The sequence below is a fragment of the Variovorax sp. J31P207 genome (assembly GCF_030316965.1).
Taxonomy (GTDB): Bacteria; Pseudomonadota; Gammaproteobacteria; order Burkholderiales; family Burkholderiaceae_C; genus Variovorax; species Variovorax ginsengisoli_B.
In genome coordinates, this window is record NZ_JASZYN010000001.1 from 76,899 (window position 1) to 92,816 (window position 15,918).

At 66.0% G+C, this 15,918-nt stretch carries 11 protein-coding genes; 7 read left to right on the forward strand and 4 right to left on the reverse strand.

Annotated features, from left to right (window positions below; all coding sequences use genetic code 11):
- The first annotated feature begins 7 nt into the window (after positions 1-7).
- The gene (locus QTI68_RS00365; RefSeq protein WP_286518865.1) at positions 8-3,811 is read left to right on the forward strand and encodes a serine/threonine-protein kinase; all 3,804 of its coding nucleotides are present in this window, start codon (positions 8-10) and stop codon (positions 3,809-3,811) included.
- A 28-nt stretch (positions 3,812-3,839) separates the two neighbouring features.
- Here the strand turns inward: QTI68_RS00365 and QTI68_RS00370 are convergent, their stop codons facing one another.
- Positions 3,840-5,906 (reverse strand): lipoxygenase family protein, encoded by a 2,067-nt coding sequence (locus tag QTI68_RS00370; RefSeq protein ID WP_286518867.1) that lies wholly within the window; start codon positions 5,904-5,906, stop codon positions 3,840-3,842.
- Between QTI68_RS00370 and QTI68_RS00375 the strand changes: the two genes are divergently transcribed.
- Positions 5,881-6,516 carry a Crp/Fnr family transcriptional regulator gene (locus QTI68_RS00375; protein WP_286518868.1) on the forward strand — a complete coding sequence of 212 codons (636 nt, stop codon included), beginning with the start codon at positions 5,881-5,883 and terminating at the stop codon, positions 6,514-6,516. The genes QTI68_RS00370 and QTI68_RS00375 overlap by 26 nt on opposite strands.
- Positions 6,517-6,867: 351 nt before the next feature.
- On the opposite strand, the gene sorU is transcribed toward QTI68_RS00375, so the two are convergent.
- From sorU to QTI68_RS00390, 3 genes are all read right to left on the reverse strand, one after another.
- Positions 6,868-7,218 carry a SorU family sulfite dehydrogenase c-type cytochrome subunit gene (sorU, locus tag QTI68_RS00380; protein WP_286518870.1) on the reverse strand — a complete coding sequence of 117 codons (351 nt, stop codon included), beginning with the start codon at positions 7,216-7,218 and terminating at the stop codon, positions 6,868-6,870.
- Complete coding sequence (gene sorT, locus QTI68_RS00385; protein WP_286518872.1) at positions 7,215-8,417, reverse strand: SorT family sulfite dehydrogenase catalytic subunit; 1,203 nt, start codon at positions 8,415-8,417, stop codon at positions 7,215-7,217. Before sorT ends, sorU begins: the two co-directional genes overlap by 4 nt.
- Before the next feature lie 67 nt (positions 8,418-8,484).
- Positions 8,485-9,696: a rhodanese-like domain-containing protein gene (locus QTI68_RS00390; protein WP_286518874.1), complete on the reverse strand. Its 1,212-nt coding sequence runs from the start codon at positions 9,694-9,696 to the stop codon at positions 8,485-8,487.
- A gap of 313 nt (positions 9,697-10,009) precedes the next feature.
- On the opposite strand from QTI68_RS00390, the gene QTI68_RS00395 reads away from it, so the two are divergent.
- The 5 genes from QTI68_RS00395 to QTI68_RS00415 all read left to right on the forward strand — a co-directional run bounded on the left by QTI68_RS00395 (position 10,010) and on the right by QTI68_RS00415 (position 15,746).
- On the forward strand, positions 10,010-10,858 hold the full coding sequence (locus tag QTI68_RS00395; RefSeq protein ID WP_286518876.1) for a hypothetical protein: 849 nt from the start codon (positions 10,010-10,012) through the stop codon (positions 10,856-10,858).
- A 43-nt stretch (positions 10,859-10,901) separates the two neighbouring features.
- Positions 10,902-11,138 carry a hypothetical protein gene (locus QTI68_RS00400; RefSeq protein WP_286518878.1) on the forward strand — a complete coding sequence of 79 codons (237 nt, stop codon included), beginning with the start codon at positions 10,902-10,904 and terminating at the stop codon, positions 11,136-11,138.
- Positions 11,139-11,179: 41 nt separating this feature from the next.
- Positions 11,180-11,482, forward strand: coding sequence for a hypothetical protein (locus QTI68_RS00405; protein ID WP_286518879.1), 303 nt, complete (start codon positions 11,180-11,182; stop codon positions 11,480-11,482).
- A 440-nt stretch (positions 11,483-11,922) separates the two neighbouring features.
- Complete coding sequence (locus QTI68_RS00410; protein ID WP_286518881.1) at positions 11,923-12,087, forward strand: hypothetical protein; 165 nt, start codon at positions 11,923-11,925, stop codon at positions 12,085-12,087.
- Positions 12,088-12,314: 227 nt separating this feature from the next.
- The gene (locus tag QTI68_RS00415) at positions 12,315-15,746 is read left to right on the forward strand and encodes an adenylate/guanylate cyclase domain-containing protein (RefSeq protein WP_286518883.1); all 3,432 of its coding nucleotides are present in this window, start codon (positions 12,315-12,317) and stop codon (positions 15,744-15,746) included.
- Positions 15,747-15,918 lie beyond the last annotated feature (172 nt).

Below are 15,918 nucleotides of genomic sequence, written 5' to 3' on the forward strand. Positions count from 1 at the left end.
AGGCATCATGTCCAAAAAAGAAACTGAACCAGCCCGGCTCGATCTGACGGTCGAGGGTCGCGGCGGGTCGTTCATGGACGTGCTTGCGCAAGCCTCGCCGATCCCCGGGGCGCAGTTGTTGGGCTCGGGCTTTCGACCGCTGCCCGGAACCAGCGTGCTTGACGGCAGATTCAGCATCCGGCGCCTGATTGGCGAGGGCGGCATGGGGGTGGTCTTCGAAGCCTATGACGACCTCAGGCGCAGCGTCGTCGCCATCAAGACCCTGAGTTGGCTCGACCCGGGCAGCGTCTACCGGCTGAAGAGCGAGTTCCGTTCGCTGGCCGACATGAACCACCCGAACCTGTGCCGTCTGCACGAGTTGTTCAGCGACGAGGGCTGGTTCTTCAGCATGGAGCTCGTCGACGGCGAGCACTTCAACGAGTGGGTGCGCCCCAACGGGCGGCTCGACGAGCAGCGGCTGCGTGCCGCCCTGAAACAGTTGCTGCAGGGCGTGGTGGCGATCCATGGCGCCGGCATGCTGCACCGGGACCTGAAATCGTCGAACGTCCTCGTTCAAGCGGACGGGCGGGTCGTGATTCTGGACTTCGGGTTGGTCGTGGACTGGCATGCCGGCGCGGCCGGGCGTCCGGCGGTCGAAGTCGGCTTCAGCGGCACACCCGGCTACCTGGCACCCGAGCAAACTTCGAGCGCGGCGAATTCGGCGCCGACGACCGCCAGCGACCTGTACGCGATCGGCTCGATGTTGTTCGCTGCCCTGACCGGCAGGCTTCCGTTCGAAGGGCCGCTGAGTGACGTGCTCGAGCTCAAACGGCACCAGGCCGCACCCCGCGTGCACAGCCTGTGTGCGGACGCGCCGAAGGACCTCGCCGAGCTGTGCGATGCGCTGCTGCAGCGCGACCCCGCAGCGCGGCCTGGTGCGGCCCAGGTGCAGGCAGCCCTTGACCGGGCGGACGCGCCGAGCCAAGTGGCCCCCGTATCGGGCCCTGCACACACCGAACTGACGGGCATGGCGCCGCGGGCTGACATCCTGCTCGGACGCGAGGGCGAATTGGCCGCACTGCACGCCGCCCATGCGTCGATGCTGGCCGGCCGTCCGGTCGTGATGTTCGTCAGCGGCGAGTCAGGCATGGGTAAGAGTGCGCTGTTGCATGCGTTTCTCGACCAGGTGAGAGCCACGGGACGCTCAGTCGCGCTCGAGGGACGCTGCTACGACCGGGAAAGCGTGCCCTTCAAGGCCTTCGACTCGGTGATGGACGAGCTCAGCAGCCACCTGCGCGAGCTGACGCGCGAAGAAGCCGGCGATCTGATGCCGCGCGAGATGTACGCCTTGGCCCGTCTCTTTCCCGTGCTCGAGCGTGTCGACGCCGTGGCGCGGGGACCGAAGAAGGTCATTCCCGATCTCCAGGAACTGCGGCTGCGCGCGTTCGCCGCGCTGAGTGAACTGTTCGGACGCATGCGAGACCGGCGGCCCTTGGTCATCTTCGTGGACGACCTGCAATGGACCGACAGCGATTCTCTCGTCGTCTTCGAGTACCTGCTGAGCCAGCCGGAACCGACGCCGTTCCTGTGGGTGGCGACGCACCGCAGCGAAGGCGCCAAGGACAACGCGCTCTTGCAGCAGATCCTGAGCATCCCGGCCAGGAGTCCCCGGGTGGAGTGCCGTTCACTGCACGTCGGCCCGCTGCCGCCGGCAGTGTCGGTGCTGCTGGCGCAGCGGCTGCTCGGTTCGGCCAGTACCGCGGACTCCGGGTCGATCGCCGCCGAGGGCGGGGGCAGCCCCTTTTTCGTTGGTGAACTGGTTCGCCAGGCGCTCTCGGTCGGGCGGATGGGGGCCGGCCCGACCTCGCTCACGCTGAGCCAGACCGTGGACAGGCACGTCGGCCTGCTGCCGGCGACAGCGCGCGATGTGCTGAATGTGCTGGCAGTGGCAGGGCGCCCGATTTCAGCGAAGTTGGCCGTGGACGCGGCCCATGCGACGCATGAAGACCTCGACGGCTTGTTGTTCGAGCGGCTCGCACGCACCGCGAGGGTCAGTGCGCACAGTCGCGTGCTGGAGTGCTACCACGACAAGATTCGCGAGTCCGTGGCCGACGCCCTGGCTCCCGACGCCCTGCGCCGCATTCACGCCCGCCTGGCCGAAGCGCTGTCCGTGGATGAGGACTCGCAGCCCGAGCACCTGGCATTGCACTTTCATGGCGCCGGGGACAGCCAGCGCGCCAGCGTCTACTACGAGAAGGCGGGCGATGTCTTTGCAGCCGCGCTGGCGTTCGAGTTCGCTTCCCGCCAGTACCGACAGTGCCTGGACCTCATCGGTGTGGCCGCGACGCGGTTCCGGCAGGTGCAAGTCAAGCTCGCCGCCATGCTGGCGTCGATGGGCAACAGCCGCGAGGCCGCAGAGGTCTATCGCGCTGCGAGCATCGGTGCTGCGCCGCAGGAAGCGCTCGAATACACGCGCGCAGCGGCGCATCTGCTCAGCACCAGCGGCTTTACCGACGAGGCGCGGGTTCTGTTGGGCGAGGTGCTTGCCGCCATCGGCCTGTCCATGCCGCGGTCGCCCCGGGCCGCGATCGTCGCGGCGCTGGCTTCGCGCTTCCTGCTGATGTGCAGAGGGCTGAAGATCGACCCAAACGCAGCACCCGGACCAGGCGATCAAGCCCGGCTGGGCGCGATGTGGTCGGTGGTCCAAGGCTCGGTCGGCAACAATGCATTCGTGATGGTCGACATGGCGGCCCGCTATGCGCGGCTGGCCCTGAACACGGGCTCACGTGCGCATGCTGCGCGGGCCCTGACCATGGAGGCCTACATGGTCAGCCTCGATGGCCTCGGGACGCGCGCAAAGACGGACCCGATCATGCTGCAAGCGGAGCGCTTGGCCAGCGAGGTGTCGCAGAACGAATTGACGGGTTGGGTGCGCCAGATTCGCGGCTGCGTGCTGGCTCATGAAGGTCGCTTTGCCGAAGCCCAACCGGTACTGCAAGACGCCCTGGAATGGCTGGGCTCTCAATGCACGGAGGTGCCGTTCGAATTGGCCGGCACCCAACTCTACTGCGTGAATGCGGCGAATCATCTTGGCGACTATGCCCGGACCTCGACTACGGCGCCTGGCATTGTCGAGAACGCCTTGCGAAGAGGCGACCAGTATCTGGCTTGCGGCGTGGTCGGTTTTGCGGCGCCTGCCTTGCTGGCGCACCGCGGTCTTGCCGACGCGGGCACGCGGATCGGTCAGGCCAAGGCCTGCTATCAAGTTCAAAGCATCTATCAATGGGCTGACTACCTGATCCTCCTGGCCGATCTGAACCTGGCGCTTTACGAGGGCCAGCCGGCGCGAGGCGTCCTGCTGACAGCGCAACAGTGGTCGGCGCTTGAAAAATCGCAGCTTCTGCGCATGAAGACTGCGTTCGGGTTGATGAGCTATTACCGAGCCGGTTGTGCACTGGCTGCCGCTCGGCAACGCTCGACGGACGTCGACGAAGGTCTGGAGATTGCCAGAACAACTGTCAGGCTGATGAACAAGACCCGCCTGCCCCACCTGCCCGGTTGGGCCGCGGTGCTCGAAGCCGGCCTGGCGTGCGAAGGGCGGCGACCGGCTCGGGCGGCAGCGTGGCTGCAGGCCGCGACAGTGACCTTCGACGCCACGGGACTGAAGCTGTACAGCGCCGCCGCGCGGCGCAGGCAGGGGCAGTGGACGGGCGGCGAAGCAGGCCACGCGCTGGTGCTCGCTGCAGAGGCCGTCATGCACGGCCAAGGCGTGATCGACGTCGAAGCGACGACCGAGATGCTGGCACCGGGCTGCCGGCCGGAGGCCCGCTGACAACCCGCGCGCCACGCGGGTTGCCACGCTAGATGCTGATGCTGTTTGGTACCCTGGACGGCAACTGGAAAAGATAGGGAATCGGCCGTTCGAGGTTGCGCTGGCGGATCGTGACCTCGGCTTGCGCCAATGCCGCCTGAAAAGCCTCGAGGGCCTTCTGGGCCGGGCGGTGCGCGAAGTGCGGGTGTTGCGGGTTGCTGGCGTAGTGCCCCAGCGCGTCGAACTGGATGCTGCTGAGCAGGTACACGAACGACACCGTGTACAGCGCGACGTCCAGCGGCGGGAGCCACTCCAGGTACTGCGTCTCCTGGTCGATCGGGTCGTCGCGCGTCGGCGCGGCCTTGTAGATCGCCGCGGCCACGCTGGGCGCGAAGCCCGCGAAGGGATACTGGCCGTAGTTGACCGACGCGTGCAGAGGGCCTGCTGTGTAGATCATCTGCGCGACGACTTCAACAAGTTGGTCCCGGGTCTTCAGCGTCACGGGAAACCCTGGCAGATTGCCGTGCTCCGGGGAGCCAAGTTCGTCCACCCAGGCCTTGAGTTCCCGGTCGGTACTGACCGCGTGGTCGCTGGTGTAGTAGATCGCCACGTAGTCGGCGACGAAATCCTTGATGGCCTGCCACAGCAGCAGCGTGTCGTCGCGAAACGGGTAGGCCGCCAGCTGGTCTGCGTCCAAGCCGCGCAGGGCGAAGATCTGGTCCGGGCTGTTCTCGCCCCAGCGCCAGGCCTTGCGCGCGTCGTTGACCATCTGCAGCGTCCAGGCGATGTTGGCGCCGACGTTGGCGGCCACCACGCCACCCGGGACGATGAGGTTGTGCGAGGCGCCATCGTTGATGCTGATGGTGAACCGCAGATGCGGTTCGAGCAGGCAAAACAGCGGGTGTTCCTTCGCCAACTGGCGGTGCGTGGCCACCGCGACGGCCTCCATGATCAAGTGGCAATCCCCGAGATGGGCGACCGATTCGTGTTGAATCGCGCAGGCCACGTTGACGAAGTACTTGGCGACTTTCCACTTCAGCTTGTTGCCATCTTTCGCTCCGAAAGCATCGTTCGGGCTGAAGATGGCCGAGTCCGGGGTCTGCCCCAACTGGATCGCGATAGGCTGCAACACGCCCGCTCGGCCATTGACCTGCCCGTAGTCCGAGGGATAGCCCTCGGGGGGAGACTCGTTCCAATAGAACAGGGCGATGGGCGACGGCAGGAAGCGGTGCTTGTCGTGCAGGCAGCTCTCCTTGGGTTCCAGATCCCCGTCGCCAATCAGCGCGGCGTAGTCGCAGGCGTAGAGCTTGCCGTCGCTGATCATCTTGGTCAGCGAGAGGGAGGCGGAGCCGTATCGACACAGGACTTCCACCACATCGGGGATCATCATCTTCGCCTTCAGCTCGCTCCAGGCCAGGGCCTTGCTGCCCGTCGCCTTGTCGTCAACGACGCGGCGCAAGTTGGTCGTGTTGAAGCCGGCCAATTGCAGATAGCCGAAGAACCAATCCTGCTCGCATTGCCTGTCTGTCCCCCGCATCCAGGCCTTTTCCTCGAGCGCCATCATCTGGGGCTTGGGCAGCGTGTCGACCAGTTTTTCGTAGTCCGACTCGTCCTTGGCCTGAAGCTGGTCCGGCCGCAAAATGTTGAACAAGGTCGACTTCAGAATCGCCGTCGGTCCTTCCTGGACCGCCTCGGCGGCGGCTGCAAACATGCCTTCGACCAGCTTTTGAGCATCGATCTTGAGTAGGAGCAAGCCAAGCGCACCCTTGACGTCCAAGTCGGCTTTGATTTCTTGCTCCAGCAATCTGCGCACATTGACGGCGAAGTTCTCGGCGATCTGCGCGCTGGTCTGCGCGACCAGCGCGTTGTAGGCGGCGCTGAACTCCTCGCCAGGCGGCACGCCCGCGCACATCGGCACCGCCTCGAGATTCGGGTAGCTTCGAACGTAGTTGTAGGCCGTGCGGGACAACGCCAGCTGCGCCTCCCGTTGCGCCGCGTTGTCTGGATCTGGCAAGGTGGCAACAGGTACGATCATCGCTGGCATGATGGTTCTCCGGGTCCGCAGACGGTTACACAAGCTAGGAGCAGGCATGTTCGAAGGGTCGAGCGCAGACAAATCCGGCGACTTCCTGGCCGAGTTGGCGCGGCTGGGCGAGACGCGCACCTGGGAGCCTGGTGCCTCGGTGGTGACCGAGGGCGACATTGCCGACTGCATGTATCTCATCCACGAAGGCGAGCTGCGCGCGTTCGTGGCCGGGGACGGCGGGCGCGTGGTGGAGCTCAATACGCTGCACGCGGGTGAACTCTTCGGCGAGCTCATGCTCAGCGGTGAACGGCGCTCCGCCACGGTGCAGGTCACTGCCCGAGCGCGGCTGACGCGCGTGACACGGGCACAGGCCGAACGCGTGCTGGCGCAGCGGCCCGAGCTCGCGTTCCAGTTGATCCAGCGCTTGGTGCAGCGCGTGCGCACCCTGACGCGCACGGTGGGGCGCCTGGGTTCGGTGGACGTCTACGGCCGGCTCGTGGGGCTCTTCGACGCCTTGGCGGTCGAAGACAAGGGCCTGCGCGTGGTGCCCGGGCCGTTGAGCCAGCAGCGCATCGCCGAGCGCCTGGGCGCTTCGAAGGCGATGGTCAACCGGCTGCTGACCGACCTGACCAAGGGTGGCTACATCGAAGTCTCGCGCGAGCGCATTGTGTTGCTCAGAAAGCTGCCGCCGAAGTGGTGAGTCACTCGCGAATCGAGACGTCACTGCCATGGCCAGTGCAGCGACGCGCGCATGGCCAGGGCGTCGCCAGGTGCACGAGGCATCCTGACTCGCACGGCGTTCAGCACTTGTCCTTCTTGGTAACGTCAGCGGCTGGGCTGCCGAACGTGGTGGCCGCGAGCAGCGTGGCGGCAATCAAGTGTCTGATCACGAATCCCCTCCAAGGTCAGTTGTCGGCTGCGCCATCCTTGACGCTGCACAAGCTACGGCCAAAGCGACCCGGTTCCAGCTTCGAGCGCCCCGCGGAGCATAGGAGGTTCAAGCGCCCCCTGCAAGGAACGCCGGGTCTAGACCGGCGAAGCATCGAACCGATCAGGGCTTCGCGACCGTGGAGACGTAATGCGCCAACGCAGCCACTTGCGCATCCGTCAAAGCGACGTATGCCGGCATGGGTCCCATGCCGCTGCGTATGACCGCGGCGACGCGGGCCATGTCCGGCCTGAGTTCGTCCAGGTTCGGGCCGATCTGCCCCGTCGCGCCAGCGTCCTTCAAGGTATGGCAAAGCGCGCATTTCGGCTGGGGGCCCACGCCGTCGATGAACAGTTGCCGCCCTTCGGCAAGCGCCGGATCGGCCGCGAAGGACGGACCGGCGACTCCCGCGCACAGCCACACCACTGCGACAGCAAGCCCTCGCAGCCGGCTTGCTGCCGGCATCGCCCTCATGCCACGGTCACCGTGACGGAGTGGTCGCGCCAGCTGGTGTTGAGATAGCCGGCCTTGTTTTCGATGCGCGCTTCCGGTTGCGTGCGCCCCATGACATCGGTCACCCGGCTGGCCAGCCGATGGGTTCCGGCGCTCAGGTCGACATTCGCCACGAATTCGCGCCACGCAAAACGACCGAGGTCAGGCCCGACGAGCGATGCCACCTTCCAGGTGGCGCCGCCGTCGGTCGACACTTCGACCTGCTTGACTGCTTTGGTGCCGCCGAACGCGACACCCTTGATGACCGCCGCGCCGGCGCGCAAGGTGCCACTCTCGGGCAAAGGCGAATTGATCCAGGACTTCGGAGGCATCTCCCAGACAGAGGGGTCCGACGGATTCATTCCTTTTGCATCCGGGGCACTCATGCGGTAGTCGGTCTGCTGGATCGACGCATCGGACTCGGTCGCAGTGAAGGCGATCCGTTTCACGTATTTCACGCTGTTGACGCCTGTGAAGCCGGGCACGATCAGGCGCACGGGCCCGCCATGGGCGAGCGGAATCGGCTGGCCGTTCAGCTCCCACGCGACCAGCGCGTCGTTCGCCGCCAACAGCGGAACGCTGCGCTCGACGCGCGATTTCGGATCGACCCCGGGCGGAATCACCTCGCCGCCGGTGCCGGTGAGGAACTTCGCCGCGGCATCGGTGCCGCCGAGCACGCGCACCAGATCCCGCACGGGCACACCGGTCCACATGACGCAGCCGGCTGCACCGACCTGCCAGGGGGTGCCGGCGGGCTTGGAAGGAAACATACCGCGGCCATTGCCGCTGCATTGCAAGACCATCGTCACCGTCTCGGTCGGCATCTTCTTGAGCTCGGCCAATGTGAATGGGCGCGGCTTGCGGACACCCTCGATCTGCACTTGCCATGCATCGCCATGGGTCAGGATGTCAGCGTTCGGCGGCGTCAGGTTGTTGCGTACATAGAGCTGACTGGCCGGCGTGATCACGCCATCGCCCATCGCGCTGCGACGCAGCTCGATGGTGTTGGGGCTGTGCACGATCATGGCGCCAGCATCCTTCCACGCCGCATAGCCGGGCAACGGGCGGGCTCCCTGCGCGAACGCGTGCTGCCACGGGCCGAGGCCGGTCAGTGCTGCGGCGGAGGCAGACGCGCCAAGAAGGGCGCGGCGCGCGGAATCAACTGCGTGCTGTGATGTCATGCGTGGTGATGGAGGTTGATGTTGACAGGCTGATCGTGCTGCTGCGCCATAACTGCGGAACACACGCTCAGGGGTTGGCGACCAGAGGATCGCCGGTTTCGATCGGCAGGCCGGCGGACCGCCATTCGGGAACGCCACCGCGGAACCAGGCGACGTTCGTGTAGCCGGCCTTGATGGCGGCGATGCTCGCCTTATGGCTCTTCCAGCACTCAGGGCCATTACAGCCGAAAATCAGCAAAGCACCCTTGTCAGGTCCGAGACGAGCGACATTGAACTCGTCGACAGCGGCATTGAAGTCCGGATCCTTGCTCGACTTCTCGACATACGGGATCAACGTAGCGCCCGGTACATGCCCTTCATTGAACTCGGCGTTGTTGCGAGTGTCGATGTAGCGGCCCTGCTTGCCTCGAAGCATCGAGGCAACGGTGTTGGCATCGACCACCTTCGCGTTTGCGAGCGCACGCGGCGTGAAATAGCCGAGCGTCGAGACATAGGTGAAGTTGTCGCGAGTGACCGTCGCGGGCTTGGCACCGACAGTGCCCGGCATCGCCTCCGCAATCGCGCTTCGCAATCCGTCGACGTTGAGCTTGAGATCGTCCTTCACGGCAACGCTCATCCCTGGCGCCTCGTGCGACTCCATGATGACTTTCACAGGATTACCGGCGGCCACCCAGCGATCGAAGACGACGCGCTCCACTGCGACGACATCACAGCGACGCAGTTGCAGGCAGATCAGCAGCGCATCCTGGAAGCGCGTTTGGTAGATCGACGAGAACTGGCGCTTCAGCGTCGTGTTGGCCGCGGTCGCTTCGCCTCGGATCAGATAGGTGACGAGGCTGTCCTGCTCTGGAAGGCCCAGGCGCTTGCCAACCGACTGCTCGAACGAACCGATGTCGCTCGAGGTCATCGTGACCATCACGGCGCGCGATGGCTGGTCGACCATCACCACCGGTGTATAGCCGTAGCGAACCGCCGAGCCAATGAGGTGCGATGGACCGACCACCACATCCGGCACCCGCGCACGTACCGCGCTCAGATCAGCAGTCATGTCGAAGGGCGAGATGGGGCTCGCTGCGAGGTCTGAAACGCGCTGCTTGCGCAGCCCTTGTTCGACTGCGGACCTCCAGCTCGTCAGCACGGACGCGCGCGACTGCTCGCCTTGATCCCCGGGGTTCACCAGGATGGTGACATCTGCGTGCGCAGCGACGACGCCTACGCTCATCGATGCCGCCAGGATCAAATACAAGGCAGATTTTCGGACGCGCGAAGAATCGAACATGAGACCCTCGAAAGAGTTAATCGATCGCAGTTTCAGGATGCTACATGCCGATCGGGGCAGCGCGAAGAGCTCCGACTCAATCAATTTGTGTTGAATGAGAACTTAAGCATTCAAACAATCATCCGACGACGCGCAGCGTCACAGCAGCTGCTCGGCGTGACGGCCCAGGCCGATTCGCCACGCCCCTCCAGTTCCACGTCCATCACCAGGCCCGCCGGTCAGTATTGACCGCTGGTAGGCCGGGCAGCCCAGGCGCCGCGACCATGCCTTCCACGGGCAGCCACCGCAGACCGTTGAAGGAGGAGAGCCCACGATGAAATCCCTGCTCGGTTTCGTAGATCGCCGCGGTCCGCGCGTCGCCACCAGTTGGCTGCGTATCGTTCTGCTCTTGCTGGCTGGCATGTTGGCCTTGGGCACGGCGCATGCGGATGGCGAATGCCGTTCGCTCAAGCACGCCATCAGCGGCACGACGCAAGCCGGCTATACGGGCCTGTTCTATGCGAACGAGATCGCGAGCGATGGCAGCGCCTCCGATGGGGTCTCGACCCGCAGCGCTCTGAATTCGCGGGTCCGCGTCGAGCTGGAGGCGATGGCCGCAAAGTCCCTGGACGCCGGAACCATGGCCGAGCAGGCGATGGACAGCGGCGCCATCCAGTCCGGCGAACGAGACCGATTCGTCGCGCAGCTCCGGCAACGATTGCGCGCCAGTCTGCTGCGTTCGCACGCCAGTGCATCGTGGCTTGCGCTGATGGTCCATCCGACGACCCGAAGCGGCGTCCTGCTGGTGCGCAAATACGAGTTTCCCCGCGACGGGCTCGATGGGGTCATGAATGGCGCGGAGCAGGTCTGCGTGCGCGAACGTCTCGAGGAGGTCACATTCTGGCCGACCGAACAACCCTCGGTTCCGTCGTTGCTGAAGGGACCCGAGCATCCGGACTGTGGATTCGCCTCACGCGCGGGCGTAGGCTGCGCGGGTCTGGGCAACCAACTCGCACTTGCCGAGTCGGAAGGCGAATCGGTCTTCGCAACGGCGCGCGGCACGACGGCGCTGTGGGTCTACACGCTCAATTCGCGCACGGGCAAGGGCCGGGCGCTGCGCGTAGGCCCGGAGGGAACGGCGCTTCTCGACACCTGGCTCTTCAATGCGGAGGCTCGCCAGTGAATCGACACGCCTGCGACCACCGCCGTGGATCGAAAGCTTCGTCATGATCCTCGCCACATGGGTCCTTCAAGCACGCGTGTGGTTGGCAGCGCTGGTGGTGGTTGCACTGCTCGCGCTGACCACTTCCCAGCGATGGCAGGCGCTTGCACTGCCGCAGGTCCTGACTGATATCGAAGCGGCGCTGCCGCCGACCGGTCAGGCGGCCGAGGCGCGCGCGGCATCTCTCTCGCATGCCGATGCGAGCATGCCCGCCCGATCCTACCTTCGCTCCACCCAGTGATTCCGGCACTCCCCATATCGGCGCCCCACGCGTCGGACGCAATGATCGCCGGGCTCTATATCCTGACCAACGCGGCGCGGATCTTCACCTACGTGCCGCAACTGAGGGCGGTCTGGCGCAGCGCTGACGGCGCACGCGACATCTCCCTGCTCACCTGGGGCTCCTGGGTCGTGGCCAATGCGACGGCTGTTGCCTACGGGGCCTTCGTCGCCGGCGATCTGTTCTTCACGCTGATCGCGATGCTCAACCTGGTGAGTTGTGCAGCGGTGACCCTGGTGGCCGCTCGGCGCCGGCGAGCGTTCGAGGCCGCCGAGCCTCGTCGCATGAAACCCGAGAGCCTGTAACGAACTTCCGCACATGGACGCGCCAACCACGGTCTAGCCTGTCTTGCCATCACTGCGTGATTGCCTGAGCAATCGGTGGTTCGGTCTCCTCGCCTTCTGTGTTGTTGGGTCGTATCGCTGCTACGCGGGGGGCCGCACTTGCCGCGAGCAATGGCGACCAAGCATTTGTCACAGCGAATATCCATTCCTACGCTCGTCGCCCACTACCTACCGCAGACATCTACTCGCGCACGGCAAACTGGAAGACCGATGCAGCGGCGGCTTTGAAGAAGGACAAACGCCCTTGCGGAGACTTGACTCACCTTCCGTTCGTCGCAGCCCTCCTTCAGTGACATCGGTGCCTGACCCCATGACCCTCGACCAACCCGATTGAAGGAGTCCATCCATTTCCTGGGGGCGTGCAGTGCAGCAAAGTAAGCTTTAATGAGATGGAAACCGGGGTGTCCTCCGGGCAAGAGGACCTGCAGCTGCGCGCAGTGCTGCGGAGCACCGATGCACACGAAGCCCTGATCGGCGAGCTGTCCGAATTGGAAGCGCGCGCGCTTTGCACGAGTGAGTGCATCCCGGTCTTCTGGCCCAGGCACGACCGCGACAAGGGCGGCTGAAAAGGTGGCCGATGCACTACCGCTATGTCGATAGTGCCAACAACAGCAGGACTTCGAACCGGCAGAGCATTAACGAGTGACCCTCGAGTCCTCGGGCATCCGGTTGCGCGCGATCTCATCGTCGGGCACACCAATCGGTTCGGCAGCCTGGAATTCGACCACTGCCTGTCCCTCCCCGGTCTCTGGCGCGTGCCAACTCCCTGCGCGACTACTTGGTCAGCCGGGGCATGCCGGCCAACGTCATCCAGACTGAAGGCGTTTCGCTTTCCGCGAGTATGCATCCGAGCCGCAGCAGCTTCGCCCTTCCGGCCCTCGACACGGCGCGCGCCAGCGATGAAACTCAGGGCATGCGGTGCCCACAGTGTCGCCATCCCAGTGCGCTGGATTCAAAGTTCTGCGAGGAATGCGGCGCTGCGCTGCCACGCCCGTGCTCCAACTGCGGCCATGAACTTGCGGCACAGGCGAAGTTCTGCAGCCAATGCGGCACGCCGGCGCGAGTCGCGGCGCCCGCACCTTCCATGCCAGAGGCGACGCACAAGCCCACGCAGGACGAGCGTCGGCCGGCAACAGCAGCCACGGCGACCGCGGACCGGCGGCAGGCGGCCGTGCTGTTCGCCGACATCACTGGCTACACCGCGCTGTGTGCCAGCAGCGACCCGGAGCAGATCCAGGAGATGCTCGGGCGTTTTTTCGACGCGATGGACAAGGTCGTCGAATCCCATGGCGGCCGCGTGATCGACCGGGCCGGCGATGCCGTCATGGCGGTCTTCGGCGCGCCGGTGGCCCATGGCAACGATGCGCAGCGAGCGCTGCATGCCGCGCTCGCGATGCACAGCGCGGCCGCCGGCGTTCCGGACTGCCACGGCGCGCCGCTGCGGCTGCACATCGGCATCACCAAGGGCGAGGTGGTGGCCTCGGTGATCAGCGGCGGTGGCAAGGCCAAGTACTCGGTCACAGGCGATTCGGTCAATCTGGCCGCCCGGCTCGATGCGCTGGCCGTGGCGGGCGAGACGCTGATTTCCGACGCGCTTTACCGCGAAGTCGCCGCCAGCATCGAGGTGCAGTCGGCTGGCAACCAAATTGTCAAGGGCTTCGCCGCGCCGGTGGAGATCTGGCGGGTGCTCGGCATTCGCGTGGCTCGCGGCGAACGCTTGCCCTTCGTTGGCCGGCAAGCCGAACTCGGGCAACTGGTCGGTGCGCTCAACGCCGTTCGCGAGACCGGCGTCGGAGTGACAGTGTTGGTGCGCGGCGACGCAGGTATCGGCAAATCCAGGCTGGTGGAAGAGTTCCAGGCGCGCGCGCGCGAACAGGGATTCGACACGCCCTCGGGGCAGGTGCTGGACTTTGGCGTCGGCAAGGGGCAGGACGCCATCTCGACGCTGCTGAAGACGGTGTTGCAGGTGAACGCGCGCGACGACGAGGCCCAGCGCCGCGCGGCGGTGCTGGCTGCCGCCGCGAATGGCCTGGTGACGGACGACGAAATGCTGTTCGTCAACGAGTGGCTCGACCTGCCGCAGCCGAAGTCGCTGGAGGCGATTTTCGAGGCGATGGACAATGACACCCGGCTGCGGCGCGCGAGCGAGGCGCTGGGTTCCCTGTTGCAGCGGGCCGCCGCGGCGCGTTCGCAACTGGTGTTGATCGAGGACCTCCACTGGGCCTCGTCGGAGTTGCTGCGGCTGGTGGCGGCGGCCGCCCGTGCGGCCGCCCGGGCGCCGATCGTCCTGCTGCTGACCTCTCGCATCGAGGGCGATCCGCTCGACAAAGCCTGGCGGGCATCGATCCACGGCAGCGCCTTCATGACCATCGATCTCGCACCCCTGCGGCCGCAGGAAGCGCGCCTGCTGGCCGGCGGGCTGGTGGAGGCGTCGAGCCGATTTGCGCTGATGTGCATCGAACGCGCGGAAGGCAATCCGCTGTTCCTCGAACAACTGCTGCGAACCGCGCGCGCCGGCGAGACACCTGGGCTCGTGCCAGCCGTGCCGCCGACCATTCAGAGTCTGGTGCTGGAGCGCATGGACCGCCTCGCCGCGCCCGATCGCGCTGCCCTCCAGGCCGCCGCGGTGATCGGCAAGCGCTTCTCGCTCGTCAACCTGCGCGGTGTCGCAGGCGCACCGGATGCAAGCTGCGACGTCCTGGTGGCCGCCGACATCGTGCGGCCCGACGGCCCGGATTTTCTGTTCGCGCACGCGCTGATCCAGGAGGCCGTCTACGCGTCGACGCTCAAGAGCCGGCGACGCGAATTGCACCAGGCCGCCGCGCGATGGTTCGGCGGCGACGATCCGGTGCTGCAGGCCGAGCATCTCGACCGCGCCGACGACGCGGCGGCCGCGGCGGCCTACTTGCGTGCGGCGACCCAGGAGGCCGGGCGGTTGCGCTTCGAAAGCGCCCTGCGCCTGGCAGAGCGCGGCGGCACGCTGGCAGCCGACCCTGCGCGAAGCGATGCCGAGGCGGGCTGCGAACTCGCTTTGCTGTGCGGCGAGACGTTACGCGAGATCGGACGCTCGACCGAATCGATTGCCGCATTCCAGCGTGCGCGCGAACTGGCCGGCGATGATTTGCGACGCTGCCGTGGATGGATGGGCATCGCCGCGGGTTATCGCGTGACGGGCGAGTTCGAGGCGGCGATGCAAGCTCTCGGCGAGGCCCAGCCGATCGCCGAACGGCTCGAACTGGCCATGGAGCGTTCGCGCATTCATCACACGCGGGGCAATCTCTATTTTTCTCAGGGCCGAATTTCCGAGTGCGACGCGCAACATGTGCTTGCGCTGGAGGCTGCCGAGCAATGTGGCGACGCGGAGAGCCGAGCGCGGGCGCTGAGCGGCCTCGGTGACGCGCGCTACGCTCAAGGCTCCATGGCCAGTGCGCTCGATTACTTCAGACGCTGCGTCGCGCTGTGCGAGGGGCAGATCCGCATCGCCGGGCCCAACCGCTGCATGATTGGGCACTGTCTGTGGTACGCCAACCAGCTGGACACGGCCATCGCCGAGGCCCATTCGGTCTGCGAGGACGCGCAACGCTTCGGCGTCGTGCCCGTGCGGGTCTTCGCACAGGCCACGCTGACCCAGGTGCTCACCGAAGCTGGCCGCTTCGAGGAGGCCCGCGCGTCAGGCGACAAGGCGCTTGTGCTCGCGCGGCTGGCCGGTTCACGGCGCTATGAGGCGACCGTGCTGTACTTTTCCGCCGAGCACAAGCTGCGGCAGGGAGATCGCGCACGGGCGCGCGACGATCTGGAGCAGGCACTCGCGCTCGCACGGCAGACCGGCCTCGGATTCATCGGCGCCGCGCTCGAGGGGCGGCTGGGACGGGTGGCAGATTCAGCCGAAGAGCGGGCCGCGCACCTGGCCGCAGGCGAAGCCTTGCTGAAAAACACTGGTCTTGCCCACAACTACCTCTGGTTCTACCGCGACGCCATGGAGGCCTGCCTCGCAGCGCGCGACTGGTCGTGCGCGCTGCACCATGCGGCCTTGCTGGAGCGGATGTTCCAGGTCGAGCACCTGCCCTGGGTCGAGTTGATGGTCGAGCGAGCGCATGCGATCGTCGCGGCGGCGGCATCGGGCAATGACGCAGCGGCCACGGCTCGGCTGCGAGCGGTTCGCGCAACGGCTATCGCGGCAGGCAATGGCTGGGCTCTCGCGGGCATCGACCTGGCGCTGACATAATCGTTGGAGACGTTCGGTTCGGACCTCCTACCGCAATCCCGAGCCTGAAGTCGTCGCGCTGCTCGAGAACGCGCCCAGCCTAGACAGAACGGCTTGAGCCGTTGACGTGGCCCGGTCAAGAGTGGCGACTCGCTTCTGTCGCCCACCTACAATGCTGCGCTGCACCATGTGT